General features: G+C 62.5%; 16 protein-coding genes and 2 tRNA genes. 1 reads left to right on the top strand and 17 read right to left on the bottom strand.

Going from position 1 to position 21,357, the window contains the following annotated elements:
- Positions 1-41: 41 nt before the first annotated feature.
- The 16 genes from coaD to rimP all read right to left on the bottom strand — a co-directional run bounded on the left by coaD (position 42) and on the right by rimP (position 17,671).
- Complete coding sequence (coaD, locus tag AAAV21_RS00470; protein ID WP_349106616.1) at positions 42-539, bottom strand: pantetheine-phosphate adenylyltransferase; 498 nt, start codon at positions 537-539, stop codon at positions 42-44.
- Positions 532-1,161, bottom strand: coding sequence for a 16S rRNA (guanine(966)-N(2))-methyltransferase RsmD (gene rsmD / locus AAAV21_RS00475; RefSeq protein ID WP_117800799.1), 630 nt, complete (start codon positions 1,159-1,161; stop codon positions 532-534). Before rsmD ends, coaD begins: the two co-directional genes overlap by 8 nt.
- Positions 1,158-3,335 carry an ATP-dependent DNA helicase RecG gene (gene recG / locus AAAV21_RS00480; RefSeq protein WP_349106618.1) on the bottom strand — a complete coding sequence of 726 codons (2,178 nt, stop codon included), beginning with the start codon at positions 3,333-3,335 and terminating at the stop codon, positions 1,158-1,160. Before recG ends, rsmD begins: the two co-directional genes overlap by 4 nt.
- 10 nt (positions 3,336-3,345) lie before the next feature.
- A complete protein-coding gene (locus AAAV21_RS00485) occupies positions 3,346-5,007 on the bottom strand; it encodes a DAK2 domain-containing protein (RefSeq protein ID WP_349106621.1) in 1,662 nt (553 codons plus the stop codon).
- 27 nt (positions 5,008-5,034) lie between these two features.
- Positions 5,035-5,424, bottom strand: coding sequence for an Asp23/Gls24 family envelope stress response protein (locus AAAV21_RS00490; RefSeq protein WP_187361832.1), 390 nt, complete (start codon positions 5,422-5,424; stop codon positions 5,035-5,037).
- Between the two features lie 161 nt (positions 5,425-5,585).
- A tRNA-Asn gene (locus AAAV21_RS00495) sits at positions 5,586-5,660 on the bottom strand.
- Positions 5,661-5,694: 34 nt separating this feature from the next.
- Positions 5,695-5,769: transfer RNA gene (locus AAAV21_RS00500), tRNA-Asn, on the bottom strand.
- 369 nt (positions 5,770-6,138) lie between these two features.
- A complete protein-coding gene (gene rpoD / locus AAAV21_RS00505; RefSeq protein ID WP_349106623.1) occupies positions 6,139-7,485 on the bottom strand; it encodes an RNA polymerase sigma factor RpoD in 1,347 nt (448 codons plus the stop codon).
- 110 nt (positions 7,486-7,595) lie between these two features.
- Positions 7,596-9,719 carry a DNA primase gene (gene dnaG / locus AAAV21_RS00510; RefSeq protein WP_349106625.1) on the bottom strand — a complete coding sequence of 708 codons (2,124 nt, stop codon included), beginning with the start codon at positions 9,717-9,719 and terminating at the stop codon, positions 7,596-7,598.
- Positions 9,712-10,719 (bottom strand): riboflavin biosynthesis protein RibF, encoded by a 1,008-nt coding sequence (gene ribF / locus AAAV21_RS00515; protein ID WP_349106627.1) that lies wholly within the window; start codon positions 10,717-10,719, stop codon positions 9,712-9,714. Before ribF ends, dnaG begins: the two co-directional genes overlap by 8 nt.
- Positions 10,716-11,648 carry a tRNA pseudouridine(55) synthase TruB gene (gene truB, locus AAAV21_RS00520; protein WP_349106629.1) on the bottom strand — a complete coding sequence of 311 codons (933 nt, stop codon included), beginning with the start codon at positions 11,646-11,648 and terminating at the stop codon, positions 10,716-10,718. The genes ribF and truB overlap by 4 nt, the downstream gene beginning before the upstream one ends.
- Before the next feature lie 15 nt (positions 11,649-11,663).
- Positions 11,664-12,707, bottom strand: a complete 1,044-nt coding sequence (locus AAAV21_RS00525) for a DHH family phosphoesterase (RefSeq protein ID WP_349102401.1) — start codon at positions 12,705-12,707, stop codon at positions 11,664-11,666.
- Entirely contained in the window at positions 12,700-13,110 is a 411-nt protein-coding gene (rbfA, locus tag AAAV21_RS00530; protein WP_117629486.1) for a 30S ribosome-binding factor RbfA, read from the bottom strand. The genes AAAV21_RS00525 and rbfA overlap by 8 nt, the downstream gene beginning before the upstream one ends.
- Before the next feature lie 11 nt (positions 13,111-13,121).
- Positions 13,122-15,836, bottom strand: coding sequence for a translation initiation factor IF-2 (gene infB, locus AAAV21_RS00535; RefSeq protein WP_349106630.1), 2,715 nt, complete (start codon positions 15,834-15,836; stop codon positions 13,122-13,124).
- Between the two features lie 91 nt (positions 15,837-15,927).
- The gene (gene nusA, locus AAAV21_RS00540) at positions 15,928-17,175 is read right to left on the bottom strand and encodes a transcription termination factor NusA (RefSeq protein ID WP_006234042.1); all 1,248 of its coding nucleotides are present in this window, start codon (positions 17,173-17,175) and stop codon (positions 15,928-15,930) included.
- Position 17,176: 1 nt separating this feature from the next.
- Positions 17,177-17,671 carry a ribosome maturation factor RimP gene (gene rimP / locus AAAV21_RS00545; RefSeq protein ID WP_089571694.1) on the bottom strand — a complete coding sequence of 165 codons (495 nt, stop codon included), beginning with the start codon at positions 17,669-17,671 and terminating at the stop codon, positions 17,177-17,179.
- 370 nt (positions 17,672-18,041) lie between these two features.
- Between rimP and AAAV21_RS00550 the strand changes: the two genes are divergently transcribed.
- Complete coding sequence (locus AAAV21_RS00550; protein WP_349106632.1) at positions 18,042-18,614, top strand: hypothetical protein; 573 nt, start codon at positions 18,042-18,044, stop codon at positions 18,612-18,614.
- A gap of 104 nt (positions 18,615-18,718) precedes the next feature.
- On the opposite strand, the gene leuS is transcribed toward AAAV21_RS00550, so the two are convergent.
- Entirely contained in the window at positions 18,719-21,295 is a 2,577-nt protein-coding gene (gene leuS / locus AAAV21_RS00555) for a leucine--tRNA ligase (RefSeq protein WP_349106635.1), read from the bottom strand.
- Positions 21,296-21,357: the final 62 nt, after the last annotated feature.

Consider the following 21,357-nt stretch of genomic DNA (forward strand, 5'->3'; position numbering starts at 1 on the left):
ATCGTGCTAGTTTACCACATGCCACCAGGCAATAAAAAACGTCACGAAAAGCGATATCTGAGCGCTTCGACCACGTTGGGCGGAACAAACGTCGATACATCGCTGCCGAGCGAGGCGATCTGGCGAACGACCGAGCTCGAGATATAGCCGTACTGCGGCGCACTCATGACAAAGATGGACTCCAGCTCGTTATCCAAGCGGTAGTTGAGGTCTGCCTGCTGCAGCTCGTACTCAAAGTCGGTCATGGCGCGCAGGCCCTTGACAACGGCCCCCGCCCCCTGCTCGCGAGCGAAGTCGACCAAGAGGCCGGTAAAGGGCAGGACCTCGACGCCGTCGATATCACCGAGCGCCTCGCGAGCCAGCGCCACGCGCTCATCGAGCATAAACGTGGTGCCCACGCCGTTTTTACCCTGCGACTCGGCAACAGCGACGATCACGCTGGGAAAGATGCGACGGGCGCGGCGGATCACATCGATATGGCCAAACGTGATGGGGTCGAAGGTGCCCGGGACAATCACGCGGTTGATAGTGTCATTCATGGGCGTCCTCCGTGGGTGCGTCGCTATCGATACCATCATCCTCGCCGTTGCCGACCCAACGAAGCAGGTCGACCGAGGTAATGCCGTAGCGCTTCTCGCGCACGATCTCAAAGCCTGCCGGATGCGCGCCCGCATCGGCGGCGGCATGCTCAAACAGGGCATAAGCGCCAGGTGCAAGCAGACCCTGCTGAGCCAGGTTCTGCAGCAGTTCCTCGACCGGCTCGGCACCAAAAGCATAGGGCGGGTCGAGCAGGACCAGATCAAAGGGGCCGCCCGGCACACGACCGCGCGAGGCGCTCGCCAGCATGTCGCCCGTTACCACGCGCCAACGCGCACGGTCACGGCAGAGCGACTCGATATTCTTGGTAATGAGCCGCGCGGCATTCCGATCGATCTCGAACGTCGTGAGTGAGCGGGCACCACGTGAGAGCATCTCTAACCCTAAGGCACCGGAGCCGCCAAAGGCGTCCAGCACGCGGACCTCGTCCAGATCGAAGTCAAATGCCGACATGACCATAGATGCGCATGCCTCGCGCACGCGATCGGTCGTGGGGCGGGTGACATCGCGACCACGGGGCTCCTCGATCTTACGACCGCGCCATTCGCCGCCGATGATTCTCATCCTCCGCTGACCTCCTTAAAAATGTGTCGATATCGCATGGCGACCGCATCGCGCAGGGGGCGCGTCGCCACGGAGTCAAGGGTGCAAGCATACCGCAAGAGCTCGACCGCGTCCAAATGGGCCCACTCGATCAGCTCCTCGTCGGCATCCAGGTCGACAAAGCGCAGAGTCACACCGCCATGCTGGCGGTACCCCAGGATTTCGCCCTCGTGGCGCAGACGAAGGTCCATCTGGGCGAGCGTAAAGCCGTCCGAGGTCTTCTCGAGCGACTGGAGACGGTCTTGCGCCGCCGAAGCGCCGCCGTTGCCCTTGGAGTGCGTCATGACCAGGCAGGTGCCCGACACGCTGCCGCGGCCCACGCGGCCGCGCAGCTGGTGCAGGGCCGCCAAGCCAAAGCGCTCACCGTTCTCGATGACCATGACGGTGGCGTTGGGCACGTCGACGCCCACCTCAACCACCGTAGTCGAGACGAGCACGTCGATCTCGCCGCGCTTGAAGGCATCGATAACCTGGTCCTTCTCCCCCGCTGGCATGCGGCCGTGAAGGCGCTCGATGGCAAGACCCGGCAATGCCAGACGCAGGCGATCGAGCTCGGTCGCCGTATCGTGCAGCGGCACGGGGACCGTCACGCGGCCCTCGTCGTCGCGGGCGATACCGGGCACGTCCTCCAGATCATCGACCGAGTCACTCGGCTCCACGAGCGGGCAAATCACGTAGGCCTGCTGACCCTTTTCATGCGCCTCGCGGATGGCGCCATAGGCAAGGTCGCGGCTCGACTCGGAAAGCACGCGTGTCGTCACGCCAGCGCCAGGGACGGGCCGATGGCGGATGATGCTCGTGTCCAGATCGCCGTAGATCGAAAGCGCCAGCGTACGTGGGATGGGCGTTGCCGTCATAACGAGCAGATCGGCACCAGGGCCCTTCGCACGCAGGGCGTTACGTTGGCCGACGCCAAACCGGTGCTGCTCATCGATGACCACGAGCGATAGATGCTTGAACGCAACGTTATCCGAAAGCACAGCGTGGGTGCCAAAGAGGACGTCGAGTTCGCCCGATTCCAGCTGGGCATGGATCCGCTCCCGCTCGGCCGCCGGCGTGGCGCCCGTCAGGAGCGCCCAGGTCATGCCAGCCTGCGAGAGCAAGGGGCCGGTCTTATCGGCATATTGACGCGCCAGCACGCCCGTGGGCGCCATAACGCAGGCCTGCGTGCCGCTATCGGCAGCCACAGCCAGCGCGCAGGCGGCAACAGCGGTCTTGCCGGTACCGACGTCGCCCAGCAGCAGGCGGTTCATCACGCGCCCGCCATCGCACATATCGCGCAGGATGTCTTGGAACGCGGCCTCCTGCTCGTCGCTCAGCGAAAACGGCAGGGCCTGCTTAAGCGCGGCCAGGTGCTCGCCCGCGGCGTGGGCATAGGGCACCACATCGACCAGGCCGCCGTCGTTGCGCAGGCGCAGCGCCAGCTGCAGGTAGAGGCACTCCTCGTAGGCGAGCCGTGCGCGCGCGATATCGCGCTCAGCCATGCTCGAGGGAAAATGGATCGATCGAAGCGCACGGGCATTGCTCATCAGGCGGCGCTTGACGCGTAAGCGTGCGGGAATCGGGTCGAAGGGATTGCCGACGACCTCGAGCGCGCCACTTACGATACGGCGCATCCATGCCTGACTCACGCCGTCACTCACGTAATGGACCGGCAGGATAGTGCCCGCGGCGCGCCCTTCCTCAAGCTTTTCAAAGTGCGGCGAGGCCATCTGCTTAAAGCCGTAGGCAAACTCGACCTTACCCATTACGGCCAGGCGGTCGCCCTGCTTAAGCTGCTGGGCAATCCAGGGCTGGCGGAAAAAGGCGACCTGCAGCACGCCCGTCTCGTCAACGAGTGAGACCTCGGTCACCTGCATGCGCGGACGCGGCTGCTTTTGGACGATACGATCGACCGTGGCGATGATGGTACACACGGTACCGATGGGCGCCATCTCGATGGACCAGGAGCGCGTAAAGTCCAGGTATCGATGAGGGATATGGAGAAGGAGGTCCCCCACCGTCCGAATTCCCAGACGGCGAAGGGCCTCCTCACGTTTACCCGAAACATATTTGAGTCGCGCGATATCCTCGTCGAGCGCATTGCTCTGGGCAAAGCGCTCCGAGACGCGCGGCACGGAGCACAGTTCGGACATGGGCAGTTGCCTACTCGATCGAGAAGATCACGGGATAGAGCGGCTGCTCGCCACGATGGGCGTCGATCTCCAGATCGGGCTGAGCCTCCTCGATAGCGTCGACGATCTCCTGGAAGGCCTCATCGGACAGTTCCTCGCCGGCCAGAATCGTCAGCGCGTCGCCCTCCTCTTCCTCCTGCATACGGTTGATGCAATCGAGCGTGACCTGCTTCACGTCGGAGCCGACGACATCGATGGAGCCGGCAATGATGCCCATGACGTCACCGGAGTGAATTGGCGAACCGTCGGAGGCACTGGAGTCGCGCACGGCGCGGGTGACCTCGCCATCGCGGACCTCGCTGATGGCGTCGACCATAGCGGCGACGGCATCCTCGAGCTCGGAATCGGGCAGGACCGCGAACAGCGCGGAGAAGGCCTGCGGAACGGTCTTGGTGGGAACGACGGCGACCTTCTTGTCGGTGCAGGCAGAGGAAGCGGCCTCGGCGGCCATGCGGATGTTGCCGTTGTTGGGCAGAATGATGACCGAGGTCGCGTTGACCTGGTCGACGGCGCCCAGCAGGTCTGCAGTCGAGGGATTCATGGTCTGGCCACCGGACACGATCACGTCAACGCCGAGGGACTTGAGGATGTCTGCCTCGCCGGAACCGGCGGCAACGGCGACAAAGCCCAGGGCCTTCGCGGGCTCGGCGGCCTTCTCCTGGTCCTCGTGGATCTTGGCGGTACGGTCGTGGGCCTCCATCTCCATGTTGTGGATAAAGACCTCGTAGATCTGGCCAAGCTGCAGCATGTGCTCGAGCACCAGGTTCGGGGTGTTGGAGTGCACGTGGATCTTGTAGTCGGGATATGCGCCCACGAGCAGCTCACAGTCGCCCATGGAACCCAGAAACTTAAGGCACTCGTCCTCGTCAAACGGGGCGTCGGCCTTAAACAGGAACTCATTGCAGTAACGGAATTCCGAGCCCTCCCAGTCGTCGTTAGCCTCGATCTCAACGCGGCCAAGAGCGGCATCACGGGCAGAGCCGGCGGAGTCAAACGTAGCGGAGAAATCCTCGACAACGGTGCTGCGGCCAAGAGCGGCAGCTACGAAGTTCTCGAGGAAGATGGCAAAGCCAAAGGCGCCGGAGTCGACCACGCCGTTCTCCTTCAGAACGGGCAGCAGGTCGGGCGTGCGAGCGACGGACTGGTAGGCCTCGACGACGATGGCATCGAGCGCGTCCTCGGCCGAGAACTTCTTCTTTTCGCACTCGTCGGCCTTGGTCGAGACATCGCGCAGCACCGTGAGAATCGTGCCCTCGATGGGCTTACGGACGGCCTGGAAGGCGACCTTGACGGCGCGGCGGAACGCATAGGCGATGTTGGCGGACGTGATGGGCTCATCAGCAGAGACGAGACCCTCGGCCACGCCGCGCAGGATCTGAGAGGTGATGACGCCGGAGTTACCGCGGGCGCCCATCAGGGAGCCGTGGGTGATGGCGCCGGCAATGGCCTCCATGTCGGCATCGGCGGGAAGGGCGGAGAGCTCCTTGGTCACCGAGGCGAGCGTGAGCGACATGTTGGTGCCGGTGTCGCCGTCGGGCACGGGGAAGACGTTGAGCTTGTTGATCTCCTCGGCCTTGTCGGAAACGGCAGCCGCAGCGATCGGAAAACAGGTGCGAATGGTCTTTGCAATCATGGGTATTTGAATCTCCGTTTTCGGATGCTAGTTCAGACGGCTCTTGAGCGCGTCGATATGGATGCCGATCTTAAGGCTGGCGGGGTCGATCTGAGCGATCTCCTGCAGGGTGAAGGCAACGGAGCTCGAAAGATTGTGGCAGACGGACTTCATGTTGACGCCGTTCTCGAGCACGACGTGAAGATCGACCGTAAGGCCGTTCTCGTCGGCGGAGACAAGCACGCCCTTGCGGAGGCGCTGACCGGCAAGCAGGCGCACGCTCTCGGCGCCTTGGAGCTGCTCAGCCATACCGACGACGCCATAGCACGTCATCGCAGCATAACCGGCAATATCGGCAATAACGTCGTTCGAGACGCTCAGGCTGCCGTTAATGGTCTCAGACACAAGAATCTCCTTATCTGGTGCTCGCGGCACCATGTCGTGGGAGCAATCATTGCAATATTCTACAACGACCGCGCCATGTTGAGGTGGTGGGTCGCGGGATTACATCCTCGACACGAAATGTTGATATGGCAACGTTCGAGTCAAGTGGTCGCGGCATGAAAAAACCCGCCGCATAAGCGACGGGTTCTACAACCTGGCTCCCCGGGTAGGACTCGAACCTACAACAGCGCGGTTAACAGCCGCGTGCTCTACCATTGAGCTACCGAGGAATTTAAAAGCCCAGCTGAATGGGCTGAGAAATTCTGGCTCCCCGGGTAGGACTCGAACCTACAACAGCGCGGTTAACAGCCGCGTGCTCTACCATTGAGCTACCGAGGAATACGTGCGTGCTCTCAAGCAACGAAGTTTATTATACGGACGATTGAGCGAAGGGCAAGAACTTTTTTGAGAATTTTTCTGACCTAGTCATTGGGGACGTTCTTAAACGACTAGTCATTCAAGAACGTCCCCAACGACTACTCATTTAAGTCTGTCCCCAATAACCACCCCCAAACTGTCGCACAACTGACAGCCATAGCAACGCCGCAGATAGAGGACGGACAGCGAAAACCCGCCAGAGCGAGCAAGGTGCCTTGAAACAAGGCGGCATTGACCTTTTGGTCATGCCGCCGAAGTTGAAAGGCAGATTGCCGCTCTGGCGGGTTTGCAGCGTCGGCCAGTTACGGCGTTCGGTAGAACGCCGTAACCCTAAGACTCGATGTAGTCTTTAAGCTTGCTGGAACGGCTGGGGTGGCGGAGTTTGGCCAGGGTCTTGGACTCGATCTGGCGGATACGCTCGCGCGTGACGCCAAACTCGCGGCCGACCTCCTCGAGTGTGCGGGGATGCCCGTCGACAAGGCCAAAGCGCAGCTCGATAACCTTGCGCTCACGATCGGCAAGCGAGTCGAGCACCTGAGTGAGCTGCTCCTGCAGCATGGAGAAGCTGGCGGCATCGGGCGGAACGATGGCCTGGGAGTCCTCGATGAAGTCGCCCAGCTGGGAATCCTCTTCCTCGCCGATGGGGGTCTCGAGCGACACGGGCTCCTGCGAGATCTTCTGGATCTCGCGGACGCGGTCGGCGCTCATGTCCATCTCGGCACCGATCTCCTCGGGGGTCGGGTCGCGACCCAGGTCCTGAAGGAGCTGGCGCTGCACGCGGACGAGCTTGTTGATAGTCTCGACCATGTGCACGGGAATACGAATGGTACGGGCCTGGTCGGCGATTGCACGCGTGATGGCCTGACGGATCCACCACGTGGCGTACGTGGAGAACTTAAAGCCCTTCTGGTAGTCGAACTTCTCGACGGCGCGGATCAGACCGAGGTTGCCCTCCTGGATCAGGTCCAGGAACAGCATGCCGCGACCGACATAGCGCTTGGCGATGGAGACGACCAGGCGCAGGTTGGCGCTGATGAGCGCCTGCTTGGCCTCGAGGCCGACGTTCTCGATACGAGTCAGGCGACGCATCTCGGCGCGGGTAAGCTCAATCTCGCCCGCCTCGGCGGCCTCGAGCTTCTCGGTGGCGTCAAGGCCAGCCTCGATCTTCATGGCCAGATCGACCTCTTCGGAGGCGGTTAGCAGGTCGACCTTACCAATCTCCTTAAGGTACATACGAACCGGGTCGCCGGTCAGCATCACCGTGGAGGCATCGATGCCGCGCACGCGCGAACGCGAACGGGACGTGCGCACGGTGCGCTTCTTCTTGCTCTTGGAAGAACCCATCTCGGCGTCGGCCTGACGGGCCATCTTAAGCTCGTGATCGTCGAGCGAGCCGGAATCGTGCTCGTCGTCATCGAAATCGTCGGTATCGCTATCGTTATCGTCATCGTCGACGTCCATGGGGGCGTCATCGTTACCGCTCGCGGAGATAATCTGGATGCCGCTGTTGCGCAGCGCGGAATACACCGCGTTGAGCTGCTCGTCAGACACATCGATATCCTTCAGGGCGACCTGAATCTCGTCCTCGGTTACCGAAGTCCTGTTTGAGCCGTTGCCCATGAGCTTTGCAACGTAGGATTCCAGCCCAGTACCCGTGCTCTCACTCTTATTTGGCACAGATTCTCCCTTCATAGTCCACAGGACTCATTACTTTAGCACACACATTGACGTCTATACCCAAAATTCAGACTTGATATAGGCGCAAATACGCTGGTTGACCACAACATCTAGGCCTGGTCGGCGCCCGCCGTCTCCAAACCGATCAAACGGAACGGGTCCGCCACGCCACCGATCGACTTTTGGAGCTCGCGCTGACGCTGAGAATCTTGCATCGCCTGCATCGTCAGCACGCGGCGCGCCTCATCGCCGAGCGACCGATCCTGACGTAGCTTGGCCTGTGCGGCGCGCATGCGGCGCTTGATGGTGTAGAGCTCGAGGGTATCGAGCATAAAAACGATGTTCGTCTCGGTGGGGTGCTTGCTCGTCGACGAAATGCGCCCGACGCTGACAAGCGACGCTGCCTCGGGGCACACCGCGCGTGCCGCATCCATGCACGCCGTGGGGTCGGTGCCCGGCGGCGTCGCGAGCACGGCCCACGCGATGGACTCGTGGCGCGGATCCACCCACTCGATCGAGCAGATGCGGTCGGCATACGTTCGGAACAGGTCGGGGTAGCTCGTGAGCATCGTCAGCAGCTCACGCTCCCCCGCCAAAGACTTTCGCTCTAGGTCGGTCAGCACGATCGGCGTCGCCGGTACCGCCGGCGCGCCCGTTGCATCGGCAACCGGCGCCGCGCCATCCATGCCAACCGGCACATCGATCGGCGGCACATCGTCGACGACCTCAACCGGCGCGGCCCCGTAGGCCTCAAGCGGCACATAGTCATACGGCTCTTCCTCGACCGGTGTGGACACCGGCGGTGTCGCTCCCGACGCCCAGGCACCGCGAGGCGCCCCCTGCGAACCAGACGCCCGACCGCCCGCGCTGCCAGCGCTGCTAGCGCGCTCGGCCTGCGCCCGCTGGCGCTCGTAGTTCTGCTCGCGACGACGCTCGGCGTCCTCGCGCTTGGCGACATCGCGAAACACGCGGCCCGAGCTCGAACGCACCGTCTCCAAGTCCAACCCCAGCAGGTCGGCAATCTGGATAAAGTACGTATCGATCATGTAGCTATCGCGCAGCGGATAGATGAGCGTCAGTGCGTCCTCGAGCGCCTTGGCACGACCGCCTGGTGTGGTAATGTCGCTCGACTCCTGCAGCGAACGGTAGACAAAGTCCATAAGCGGCTCGGCAGCGTCGATGCGCGCCTGAAGCTCCTGTCCACCATGCGCTGTGATGAACTCCATGGGGTCGTTGCCGTCGGGCAGCACCACGCAGCGCAAATCCATCGAATCCTGCTCGATAAACTGAATCGCGCGACGGGCGGCCTTCTGGCCCGCGGCATCGCCGTCGAACATATACACGATGCGCTTGGCAAAGCGGGTGAGCGTCTTGACGTGATGCTCCGTGAGCGCGGTGCCCAGCGTGGCGACAACGTTTTTGATCCCCGCCTCCCAGCAGGCGATGCAATCGGTATAGCCCTCCACCACGATGGCCGTATCCTGCGCGACGATAAACTCCTTGGCCCAGTTAAAGCCATAGAGGTTTCGCTTTTTATGGAACACGCTCGTCTCGGCGGTGTTGAGGTACTTGGGTTGGCCGTCGCCCATGATGCGCCCGCCAAAGGCAATGTTGTGACCCTGCTCGTCAAAGATGGGAAACATCACGCGGTCGTAGAAGCGGTCGGCAAGCTGCCCGCGCCCGCGGCTCACGGCAACGTTGGCGTCGATCATCTCCTGCGGGGTAAAACCCGCCTGGGACAGGTGCGACACCAGCGCGTTGCGTCCCGGTGCAAAGCCCAGGCAGTAGCGGCGGCAGACGTCGCCACCCATGCCGCGGCTGGCAAAGTACTCGCGTGGACGACCATCCTTACCGCGCATAAGCATGGTGTGGTAGAACTGGGCGGTCTCGGCGCACAGATCATAGATTCGGGCACGCTTGGTACCGCGCTCGCGACGATCTCCGGTGTCATGCAGCTCAATACCCGCACGATCGGCCAAATAGCGGATTGACTCGGGAAAGCTCAGGTTCTCGCGCTTCATGATATAGGTGAAGACGTCGCCACCCTCGCCGCAGCCAAAGCAATGCCACACCTGCGTGGCGGGAATGATGTGGAAGGACGGAGTCTTTTCGCCATGAAACGGGCAGCAGCCCCAAAACTCATGGCCGCGGGGCTTGAGCTCAACCGTTTCCTGCACGATGGCAACCAGGTCGGACGCAGCGCGTACCTGATCTTTTTCCTCATCGCTAATCACGGATGCCCACCCCTTGCTCACCCAAGTTGTGACGAATGTCCTCGATATTCCCCTCGACGGTCGCAATCAACTCATCCAGCGATTCGAACACACGCGAGGGACGCAGCCAGCGCGTAAACGCCAGCGAAACGGAAGCGCCGTACAGGTCGCCCGTATAACCAATTAAGTTAGCCTCGAGATGCGATGAAGCGGCATCATCGGCGTACGTCGGCGGCAGGCCGACGTTAACGGCAGCAGGCCATACGGTGTCATCGACGAGCACCAGGCCCTCATACACGCCATCGGCAGGCACCTGAATGCCGTCGGGAACCTGCAGGTTTGCCGTGGGAAAGCCCATGCCAGAACCCTCATGACGGCCGCGAACAACACCGCCACGCAACATATACGGGCGGCCGAGCAACTCAGCAGCAAGCTCCACATGGCCCTGTCCCAGCTCATGACGAATGCGGGTGGCGCAAATGGCCTCACCGCCCTCGCAAAGCAGGTCGTGCCCGTATACGTCAACGCCGCGCTTGGCACCCCAGGTGCGCATCTCGTCAACACCAGAAGCACCGCCACGACCCAGCCTAAAGTCGCTGCCAACGCGAATCGAACGAATGTCGACCAGACGCGACACCAGCGAGAGAAAAACAACATGGTCGAGTGCCGCAACCTCAGGCGTAAAGGGAACGGCCACCACCGCATCGACCCCGGTCTGAGCCAAGGCATGTAGACGGTCGGCCGTCGTCATCAATTTTTGAGCGGGCGAAGGGCTCACCACGACGTCCGGATCGGGATCGAAAGTGACCACGACCGCCTTGCAGTCATGGGCGCGCGCATCGCTAACAAGCGCTGCAATGAGCTCCTGGTGTCCACGGTGAACGCCGTCGAACACGCCGATGGCAATCGATGCGGCACACAAGTGCTCGCACTCATCAAACGCATCGGCAGTAACGATGCGGGCCTCGTCCGACTCGCCCTCGAAAAAGATACGCGCGAGCTCGCGAGCGGACAACATCATCGAACACCGCCGATTGCCTGCGGAAACACGTGCTCCATGACAAAGCGGCCACTCTCAATGCGGGCGAGCGCCTTGAGTCCCCCATCGAGCACCAACGCAAAAGGCGCCTTCGCGGTATCGAAATCGGCAAGCGCACGCTCAACGGGAATGCGTCGGCCGCAGAGCAGATCGTCGGCAAGATTGCCAGGCAAGTCAACACGCGTGGCGCCCAGGGCTGCAATGGGGTCCAAAGCAAAGCCAGCCGCAGACTCGGGAGAAAGTTCCTCCACCGCATGGCAGACGCCAATGGAAACCACGCCGGATGCCGTCCGGCGTAGCGCGGAAATGTGCGCGGCGCTATCGCACGCACGACCCAGATCACGGGCGAGCGCGCGGATATAGGTGCCCTTACTCACCGAAAACGCCACGGTCCAAACGCAGGCATCTCCTTCGCCGCTCATGGCGATCAAGTCGGCGGCGTACACCTCGACGGGACGCGGGGGCAGGTCGACGGCATTGCCCTCACGAGCAGACTTGTACGCGCGAACGCCGTTGACCGAGATGGCCGAGAACGCCGGCGGGACCTGCATCTGCGGCCCCAGCATGGCAGCCAGCTGTTCACGGGCGTAAGCCATGTCGTGCAGCTCGGGGGCAACGGAAACGGTGCGAGTGGCCTCGCCCTCCGCATCATCGGTATTGGTCTCGGCGCCAAACGAGATGTCGGCGACATAGCTTTTGGTATCGAGGGTTAGCATGCCCAGCAGACGGGTGGCCTGGCCAACACCCACCACCATGACACCCGATGCCATGGGGTCGAGCGTGCCGGCATGGCCGACGCGCCGCTCATGGAGGGCGCGCCGGCATTTCGAAACCACATCGTGGGACGTGCAGCCCACCGGCTTATCGACGGCGAGCAGCATATTCAGTTGAGAAGGTGTACGACGAGCCATGTACCATCCAAAAAGTTAAAGCTCGACGGTCACCGAAGCGGGATCCTCCCCCACCAGTTCGGCCAGCATGGGAAGTGCCACGGTGAGCGTCTCGAGAATCGTTCCGTTGTTGGAGAAACCGGCGGCAGCGGGATGTCCGCCTCCGCCAAAGGCAGCAGCGATCTCGGACACGTTGAGGTCGCCCTTGGAGCGCAGGTTGCCGCGCACCTTGGTATCGCCCTCAATGCCCTTCAGGAACAGGCAGACTTCGACGCCCATCACCGAGCGAACCACATCGACCAGGCCGTCGCACTCATCCGAGGTGACACCGCACGCCTCAAGGTCACTCTGGTACGCGTAACTATACGCGACGCGCCCGTGGGCCACCGTCTTGATGCGGCCCATAACGATGGACTTGAGGTGCAAAAACTCAACGCGCATGCTCTGGTAGACCTCGAGTGCCACACGCGCCGGATCGGCACCGTGGGCAACCAGACGCGAGGCTGCATGGAACGCGGCGGCATCGGCGTTTTGGTACTGAAAACGGCCGGTATCGGTAACCAAGCCACACAGCAGGCAGGTCGCAACGCCATCACGTGCGACAATGCCGCAATTGTCCAAGAAGCGGTCGATGATCATGGCGCAGGCTGCAGCTTCGACGCGCCTCAGGCTGAGCTCGGCAAACTCCTCACGCGCCGGATGGTGATCGAAGCACACCACATGCTTGGAGCGACGAAGCACCTCGGCGGAATTATTGAGACGCTCGACGACCGGCACGTCCACCGAGATGAACAGGTCCGGATTGCCGGTGTACGCAGATGCCGGCGCCAGGCGATCGGAGCCTTCCATAAAGCGGTAAATGCGCGGAACTGGGTCATCATCTGCCAGCAGCAGCGCAATGTCCTTGTTGGGGAAAAACTTCATGAGCGAAAGGCCCAGACCCAAAACGGAGCCCAAGGCATCGCCATCGGGAGAAGTATGTCCCGAAATCGCAATGGAGGACGCACCCTCGATGAGCTCGAGGATGCGTCGCTGAATATCTGCAGACTCGCACGAGGCGAGGTCGGCGGAATTAGTCATCTAAAGCTGCCTCCTGGGCGGCATCCGCTATCGGATAGCCGTCCTCGTCCTTTTCGATCGCAAGCGTGGCGGGAACGTTTTCCAGCGCACGCGTGATGCGCTCGGCCTCATCGGTCGAACGATCGATGCGAAAATCGAGCTCGGGCGTGACACGCCAATCGAGCGAGCGAGCCAACAGGCTGCGAATACGGCCCTTGGCGCTTGCGAGCGCCTCCATGACCTCGTCGTAGCGGCTCGCATCGCACGACACGAACACACGCGCGAACGAACGGTCCACCGCGACCTCGACCGCGGTCAAAGTAACCAGGTCGAGACGCGGATCGGAAACCTCAAAGAGCAGGATATAACCAAGCTTCTCGCGAAGCTGCTCGCCCAGACGGCGGGTTGCCTGCGTTTGCTTCATAGCGCTACCCCCTACTCGGTACGGGCAACCTGGTCGATGCGGTAACCCTCGATCTGGTCGCCGGGCTTGATGTCCTGGAAGTTCTCCAGGCCAATGCCGCCCTCGGAACCGCTCTTGAGGCTCTTGGCCTCGTCCTTGTAGTGGCGCATCGAGGCGATCTTGCCGTTGAAGACCACGATGCCGTCGCGCACCAGACGCACGGAATCGGTCGCGGCGATCTCGCCCTCTTCGACGCGGACACCGGCGGCGATACCGACTTTGGGCACCTTGAAGGTGTCCAGGACGGTCGCGGTACCCGTGGAGACCTCGACCTCGGTGGGCTTGAGCATGCCGATACGGGCAGCGTCAAGTTCCTCGAGGCACTTGTAGATAACGTCGTAGCAACGGATCTCGACGCCCTCGCGCTCGGCGGCGGAACGGGCCTTACCGTCGGGGCGGACGCCAAAGCCGATGATGATGGCGTTGGAGGCGTCGGCCAGGACGACGTCGGTCTCGTTGATGGCACCAACGGCGGAGTGGATCGTGTTGATGCGAACCTCGGACTGATCCATCTTGTCGAGCGAGTCCTGAAGGGCCTCGATGGAACCCTGGACGTCGGCCTTGATGATCAGGTTAAGCTCCTTGACCTCGGCGTCGGCAATGGTCTCGAAGAGGTTCTCGAGCGTGACGTGCTTGACGCGGCTCTGCTCCTCGATACGGGCCTTGAGCGAACGTTCGTCAGCAAGCGCGCGAGCCTCGCGCTCGTCCTCGAACACGCGGAACTCGTCACCGGCGTTGGGCACGGACTGCAGGCCCAGGATCTCGACGGCGTCAGAGGGACCGGCCTCGGTGACGGCGCGGCCCTTGGGGTCGAGCATGGCGCGGACGCGGCCGTAGGTGAGGCCGGCGACCAGCGTATCGCCCACGTGCAGGGTACCGCGGGTCACGAGCACGGTAGCGACCGAGCCGCGGCCCTTGTCGAGCTTGGCCTCGAGGACGTTGCCGGAGGCAAAGGTGTCCGGGTTGGCCTTGAGCTCGAGCACATCTGCCTGGAGCAGCACGGTCTCGAGCAGATCGTCGATACCGATCTTCTGCTTCGCCGAGATGTTGACGAACATGTTCTGTCCGCCCCACTCCTCGGGGATGACACCGTACTCGGTGAGCTCCTGGCGCACGCGGTCGGGGTTGGCACCCGGCTTATCGATCTTGTTGACGGCGACGACGATGGGTACGCCGGCGGCCTTGGCGTGGTTGATCGACTCGACGGTCTGGGGCATGACGCCGTCGTCGGCAGCCACGATCAGAATGACGATGTCGGTCACCTTGGCACCACGGGCACGCATGGCCGTAAAGGTGGCATGGCCCGGGGTATCGATGAAGGTGATCTTGCGGTCGTTGATCATAACCTGCGAAGCGCCGATTGCCTGGGTGATGCCGCCCGCCTCGCCGGCAGCGACACCGGTGTGACGGATGGCGTCGAGGAGGCTCGTCTTGCCGTGGTCGACGTGGCCCATGACGGTGACGACCGGGGCGCGTGGCTTAAGGTCGGCGGGATCGTCGTAGAACGAGAAGGTGTTCTCCTCCTCGGGGGTGATGATCTTGATCTGACGACCCAGGTCGTCGGCAACGAGCTCGACGAGGTCATCGGACATGGACTGCGTCATGGTGAGCGGCGTACCCAGCAGGAACAGGCGCTTGATGATGTCGTTGGCCGGAACGTCGAGCGCCTCGGCGAGCTCCTGAACGGTAACGCCCTGGGAAACCTTGATGGCGTCGAGCTCCTCGGGGTTCACGCCCTGGGCCAATGCCTCCTCAATCTTGCGCTCCTCCTGAGCCTTGGCAGCCTCGCGCTCACGCTTCTCCTTGCGCTTCTTGCGGCGACCGGTGGACTCACGAGAGGCCTCCTCGACGGCAGCACGAGCCTCCTCGAGCACCTTCTCGCGGCTGTACTCCTCGGCCTCGCGAGCCATGCGGCTATAGTGGTCCTCTTCGTTGTTGTGACCGCCCTTGCGCTTCTTGCCCTTGCCCTGCTTATCGGGGTTGGGGAAGTCCATGCCGGCAGCGACGTTGTTGCTGGCGTTGGTGCGATGACTGTGCGGACGGCTCTCGGAGGCGTTGCGCTCGGAGTTGCTGTCGGAGGCGTTACGATCGTTACGACGGCCTCCGCGGCGGTCGTTGTTGCCGCCACGACGGTTACCGCGCTCGGCGGCGCGCTCGGCCTTGGCCTTGTCCTCGGCGTCCTTCTTCTCCTTGAGCACGGTCTCCTGTGCGGCGATCTGGTCGAGCAGCGAACGGAAGCGCGAGCCGGAGTCGGAAGCGGGAACGGCGCGGCGCTGGGCCTCGCGGGCAGCCTCCTCCTTCTCGCGAGCAAGGCGCTCCTGCTCGGCCTTCTTCTTGGCCTCGGCCTCGGCGCGGGCAGCCTCCTCGGCAGCCTGGGCTGCGGCAAACTGGCGGCGCTCCTCCTCGCGTGCCTTCTCGGCGGCGATGCGCTCGCGCTCGGCCTCGGCGGCGCGGGCGGCTTCCTCGGCAGCAGCTGCCTGCTCCTCGGCCTGCTTGGCAGCCTCGACTTCCTGAGCGCGGGCCTCGATCACCGAGGCGAGCTGCTTGCGGACCATGGCGACATAGGCGTCCTCCAAAGTGGAGGAAGCGGACTTAGCGGGAATCTTCATATCGGCGAGATGACCCATCAGTTCCTTGGAGGTCATGCCGAACTCTTTGGCCAGGGTGGACACACGGACTTTTGCCATATGACTTCACCTACCCTTTCTGGCACCTTGGGTGCCTAGAGACTGAACGAGCGTGGGAGATGCGCCGGGACCTGCCCGGCGCGACCGCGCGCTAGATCAGGTCCTCCGCATCATCGAAGGCGTCGGTGTCGTGGACACCGCAGAAACGGGAGCCGGGACGAGCCTGGTTGCGGCACTGGATGCCGTCCTCGGACACGTACTCGCAGCGGCGGACGTCCTCGTCCTCCTCGTCACCGATCAGGTCGGCGGCGGGCTCCTCGTGAACGGGAACGTTCTTGAGGATGTCGGCGGCAAGCGTCTCGGACTTGATGTCGATGTGCCAGCCGGTCAGGCGCGCGGCGAGGCGGGCGTTCTGGCCCTCCTTGCCGATAGCGAGGGACAGCTGGTCGTCGGGGACGATGACGCCGGCGTAGGCCTTCTCCTCGTCGATGAGGACGCGGGTGACCTTAGCGGGCGACAGGGCGTTGGCGACGTAGACGGCAGGATCGGCATCCCACAGGATGACGTCGACGCGCTCGCCACGGAGCTCGCCCACGACAGCGCGAACACGGCTGCCCTTGGGGCCGACGCAGGCACCCACGGGATCCAGACGGTCGTCAAGCGAGTGGACGGCGACCTTGGAACGCTGGCCGGGCTCGCGGGCGATCGACTTGATCTGGACGGTACCCTCATAGATCTCGGGCACCTCCTGCTCAAACAGACGACGCATAAGCTCGGGGTGGGTACGGGAGATGACAATCGGCGGACGGCTGTGCTCGCCACGAACCGGCTGCAGGTTGGAGTTGGGGTCGCGTACGTCGATGATCACGGCCTTAATGTGCTGGTTGTGCAGGTAGCGCTCGCCCATCGGACGCTCGTTGCGCTCGTTCTCGTAACGGCGCTGATCGAAGTGCGGCAGCTCGGCCTCGACGCCTTCGCGGATCTTGACGATCGTGAAGTCGGGCGTGGACTGCAGCACGGTACCGCTGATGAGGTCACCGATGCGGCCGGAGAACTCCTCGTAGATCTGCTCGCGGGCGGAGTTACGCACGATGGCGTTGATCTCGGCCTTGGCGTGCTGGGCGGCGATGCGGCTCGTGTTCTTGGGGGTGACGTCGATCTCCTCGAACTCGGTGAAGTTGCCCTCCTCGTCCATGGAATCGTCGATCGGCTCCAGGCGGTAGACGTAGATCTTGCCGGTGGTGCGGTCGATGGTCACTTTGGCGCCCCACTCAAGATGCAGGATCTCGGCATAGCTCTTGGCGAGCGACTGCTCCAGGCGGTCGATCAGGTAGAGCTGGTCGATGTGCTTCTCCTGGCAAAGCTCCATCAGGGCGGACATCATGTCGGATGCTGCCATCTTACTTTCCTTCCTTCGCGGGCTTGAAGTCGTAGGTGGGCTTCAACTTGCACTTTTTAACATCAGAGAAATCGAGGGTGACGGACTCGCCGTCCTCGAGCTCGAGGGTCACGTCGGTCTCGGTCGCAGCGGCAATCTTGCCGGCGTACTTGCGACGGCCCTCGGTAGCGGTGGAGGTGAGCTCACAGTTCTCGCCAACAAAGCGGGCAAAGTCACTCGGGCGGCGCAGCGGGCGCGCCATACCCGGGCTCGACACCTCGAGCGTATAGCTCGAAGAGATAGGGTCGAGCTCCTCAATCACATCGCCGACCCACTTGGTGTTGGCCGTGACGTCGTTGAGAGACAGGCTCTGACCCTCGGCACCCTCGATACGCACGCGCACGCAGGGGGCCTTGGTGGCGCCCACGAGCTCGACGTCGACGATGTCGACATCGTGCTGGGGAGCGACGGCCTCGAGCGCGTCGATGATCGCCTGCTCGGTCTTGGTCTTGACCATTGCGGCACCTCCATCCATACAAAAAAGAAGCGGGGCCGAAACCCCACTTCTTTCAATTACAACTTCATTTGCAAGCAAACTATACCAATAGCTGTGGAAACGCGCAAGCACAGTACGAATCTGCAGGTCAGCGTGCGCACAGGTTCTCCACAAGAATAGGACAATTGACCGAGGAGCCCCATGCGGCGCACCCTCAACAGCCCCAAAACGGGCCATGCGTCCCAGAGCGCCGACCGAATCGGGCCCTATGGGCATTCCATCCCTGGGCGCACATCGGCCAGACTAGAGCCGAGAGGCATTCTGTAGCGAGAAAGCCTGCCGCACGCATTGACCGCACAACCTTCCAGCATCTCTACGGCAAGGAGGATCCATGGAACGCCTAGGCACCCTCTGCGCGACCGCGCTCGTCGTCGCTGCCTGCTCGTTCGCTCTGACGGGCTGCAACAACATCGATGGCAAAACCGGAACATGCGAACCGGATCGTGGCAGCACCAAAGCCATCGAGAAAACCGAACCCCCGGTAAGCTTCGACAAAATAGACGAAGACATCGACGATCCCCAGGGCTTAGGTCCCGACCCTCAAGAACAGTTCCCTATCGACCTTGAGGCAGACGAGAACGTCCATGTTACCTGCGTGGGCAAGGACACCGACGGCTACGGCGACGCCGCGCTCGTCTTTACGGTAACCAACAACACCGGTGTCGACATGATGTTTGGCGATGTGGACTCCTATGCCTACGTCAACGGCGTGGTCCGCGATGTGCGCATGCGCCAGCAGGTCGCAGCAGGCGAGGAAACGCGCGCCATGCTCACCTTTGTAGGCACCTTCGACGACCCGGACTTTGATGTGAACAATGACCTCAACGACATCTACCTCAACATCTGGATGATCGAGGAGCAAACGGGCAATGTTTACTTTAGGGACCTGGTACACATCCCGTAGAAGACGGTGCGACGCACTGACTAAGCAGGTCATACAACACAAAACGAGGGACGACCCAACCGGATCGCCCCTCGTCTTTTATGCGTCAGTTAAGCGCGCAGTGCTTACTTGACCACCAGGTTGACCAGCTTGCCGGGCACGCAGATGGCCTTGACGACCGTCTTGCCCTCGAGCCACTTGGCGACGGCGGCCTCGGCGGCAGCCTGCATCTCCTCGTTGGAGGCGTCGCGGGCGACGTCGATGCGGCCACGGACCTTGCCGAGCACCTGGACGACGATCTGCACCGTGTCCTCGATGGACTCGGCCAAGTCGAACTCGGGCCAGGCGGCGGTGTAGGCATTGCCCTCGCAGCCGAGCGCCTCATGCCACAGCTCGTCGGCCCAGAACGGGCAGATGGGGGCAAGGAGGCTCACGATATCCTTAGCCACGCCGTAGCACAGCGCCTTGTCACGGAAAGCGACCTCAGTGGCGTTGAGGTAGGCGCTCGCCGCGTTGACGAGCTCCATGACGGCCGAGATGGCGGTGTTGAACTGGCCGCGATCGAAGTCCTCGGTGCACTTGGCGATGGTGCGGTGACGCTCGCGATAGAGCTTCATCGCAACCTCGTCGAGCGCTGACTTGTCGAAAGCCACGCTGGCGTCGCCGGACTGGACGAGCTGCCAAACGATACGCCAGGCGCGCTTGATGAAGCGGTTGGCGCCCTCAACGGCCTTGGGGTCCCAGTCGAAATCCTTCTCGGGCGGGGCGATAAACAGGATCGCCAGACGCATGGTGTCGGCGCCGTAGGGCTCGATGACCGAGCTCGGGGGCACGACATTGCCCTTGGACTTGGACATGGTGTCGCCGTTCTCGTCCTTGACCATACCCTGGCACAGCAGGTTAGTGAAGGGCTCGTCCACACTCAGCAGGCCCAGGTCGCGAAGCGCCTTGGTAAAGAAGCGGCTGTAGAGCAGGTGCAGAATAGCGTGCTCGATGCCGCCGATGTAGTTATCGACGGGCATCCAACGGTCGGCGGCCTCGCGGGAGAAGGGCAGCTCGGTGTTGTGCGGGTCGGTATAGCGCAGGTAATACCAGCTGGAGCAGGTGAAGGTGTCCATGGTATCGGTCTCGCGCTTAGCCGGGCGGCCGCAAACCGGGCAGGTGGTCTCGTAGAACTCCTTGCACTCGGCGAGGGTCTCGCCGGCGCCCAGGTCAAGGTTCTCGGGCAGCGTCACCGGCAGCTGGTCCTCGGGCACGGGTACGATGCCGCAGTGCTCGCAGTGGATTGCCGGGATGGGGTTGCCCCAATAGCGCTGGCGGGAAATGAGCCAGTCGCGCAGACGGAACTCGACCTTACGACGACCGCAGCCCATGGCCTCGAGGTCGGCCACGATCGCAGCCTCGCCCTCGGAGTGCTTGCCGCCGCGCATACCGGTGTACTTGCCGGACTGGACCAGCGTGCCCTCGGCAGCATGGGCGCAATCCCAGTCGACGGTCTCGGCATGGAAGGTATCGATGGTCTCACCGTTAGCCTCGACGGCTGCGCGGTCGTCATCGTCCAGGATGATCGGCACGATCGGCAGGTCGTACTTGCGGGCGAACTCAAAGTCGCGCTGGTCGCCGCAGGGAACGGCCATGACGGCGCCGGTGCCGTAGTCGGCCACGACGTAGTCGGCAACCCACACGGGGACCTTCTCGCCGTTGACCGGGTTCACCACGTAGCGGCCGGTAAAGGCACCGTGCTTCTCGAGGGTGCCCTGGGCACGCTCGACGGCGGAGATATGCTTGGAGTCCTCGACGATCTTGGTGACGGCCTCCTCGTACTCCGTGCCCTCGACGAGCTCGTGCAGGCCGGCGTACTCGGGAGCCAGGACAAAGAAGGAAACGCCAAAGAGCGTATCGGCACGCGTGGTGAAGACGGTGATCTTGCCCTCGTCGCCCTCGATGGGCTCGCCATCCCGGTCGCAAAGGGTAAAGTCGACCTCGGCGCCCTCGGAGCGACCGATCCAGTTAGCCTGCATCTGCTTGACGCGCTCGGGCCAGCCGGGGAGCTTCTCCAGATCGTCGAGCAGCTCCTGGGAGTACTCGGTAATCTTGTAGTACCACTGCTCCAGGTCGCGCTTCTCGGGCTCGGTGCCGCAGCGCCAGCACTTACCCTCGGTGACCTGCTCGTTGGCCAGAACGGTCTTGCAGGTGGGGCACCAGTTGACCGGGTTCTTCTTGCGGTAAACCAGGCCCTTTTCCCACAACTTCTCAAAGATCCACTGACCCCAACGGTAATAATCGGAGCTGCAGGTCTTGACCATGCGATCCAGATCGTAGGAGAAGCCCATGCGCTTCATCGTGGCGAGCGCCTGGTCCATGTTCTTATACGTCCAGGCGGCAGCCTGCGTGTTGTGCTTGATGGCGGCGTTCTCGGCAGGCAGGCCAAAGGCGTCAAAGCCGATGGGGTGCAGCACATCGTAGCCGCGCATGCGGGCCTGACGGGCCATGGCATCGCCGATGGTATAGTTGCGCGCGTGGCCCATGTGCAGGTCGCCCGACGGATACGGGAACATCTCGAGCACGTACTTCTTGGGCTTGCTGGCGTCGGTGTCGACGGCAAAGAGGTTGGAGTCCTCCCAGGCCTTCATCCACTTGGACTCAATGGCCTGCGCGTCGTAGGCAGGGATCTCATCCTTATGATCTGTGCAATCGCACATATCAGCTCCTTTAATCTTAGCTGGGGTCGGTCGGCTAAGCTTTATTCGCTACTGCGGACAGT

The organism is Collinsella sp. CLA-AA-H302, from assembly GCF_040093305.1.
Classification (GTDB): Bacteria; Actinomycetota; Coriobacteriia; order Coriobacteriales; family Coriobacteriaceae; genus Collinsella.

Bases quoted from the DNA above. Each gene is read 5' to 3' on its own strand.
- coaD (WP_349106616.1), bottom strand. From the start codon at position 539: ATGAATGACACTATCAACCGCGTGATTGTCCCGGGCACCTTCGACCCC.
- rsmD (WP_117800799.1), bottom strand. From the start codon at position 1,161: ATGAGAATCATCGGCGGCGAATGGCGCGGTCGTAAGATCGAGGAGCCC.
- recG (WP_349106618.1), bottom strand. From the start codon at position 3,335: ATGTCCGAACTGTGCTCCGTGCCGCGCGTCTCGGAGCGCTTTGCCCAG.
- AAAV21_RS00485 (WP_349106621.1), bottom strand. From the start codon at position 5,007: ATGATTGCAAAGACCATTCGCACCTGTTTTCCGATCGCTGCGGCTGCC.
- AAAV21_RS00490 (WP_187361832.1), bottom strand. From the start codon at position 5,424: ATGGTGCCGCGAGCACCAGATAAGGAGATTCTTGTGTCTGAGACCATT.
- ribF (WP_349106627.1), bottom strand. From the start codon at position 10,719: ATGATGTTGTCCGCTCGCGAGCTCGCGCGTATCTTTTTCGAGGGCGAG.
- truB (WP_349106629.1), bottom strand. From the start codon at position 11,648: ATGGCTCGTCGTACACCTTCTCAACTGAATATGCTGCTCGCCGTCGAT.
- AAAV21_RS00525 (WP_349102401.1), bottom strand. From the start codon at position 12,707: ATGACTAATTCCGCCGACCTCGCCTCGTGCGAGTCTGCAGATATTCAG.
- rbfA (WP_117629486.1), bottom strand. From the start codon at position 13,110: ATGAAGCAAACGCAGGCAACCCGCCGTCTGGGCGAGCAGCTTCGCGAG.
- infB (WP_349106630.1), bottom strand. From the start codon at position 15,836: ATGGCAAAAGTCCGTGTGTCCACCCTGGCCAAAGAGTTCGGCATGACC.
- nusA (WP_006234042.1), bottom strand. From the start codon at position 17,175: ATGGCAGCATCCGACATGATGTCCGCCCTGATGGAGCTTTGCCAGGAG.
- rimP (WP_089571694.1), bottom strand. From the start codon at position 17,671: ATGGTCAAGACCAAGACCGAGCAGGCGATCATCGACGCGCTCGAGGCC.
- AAAV21_RS00550 (WP_349106632.1), top strand. From the start codon at position 18,042: ATGGAACGCCTAGGCACCCTCTGCGCGACCGCGCTCGTCGTCGCTGCC.
- leuS (WP_349106635.1), bottom strand. From the start codon at position 21,295: ATGTGCGATTGCACAGATCATAAGGATGAGATCCCTGCCTACGACGCG.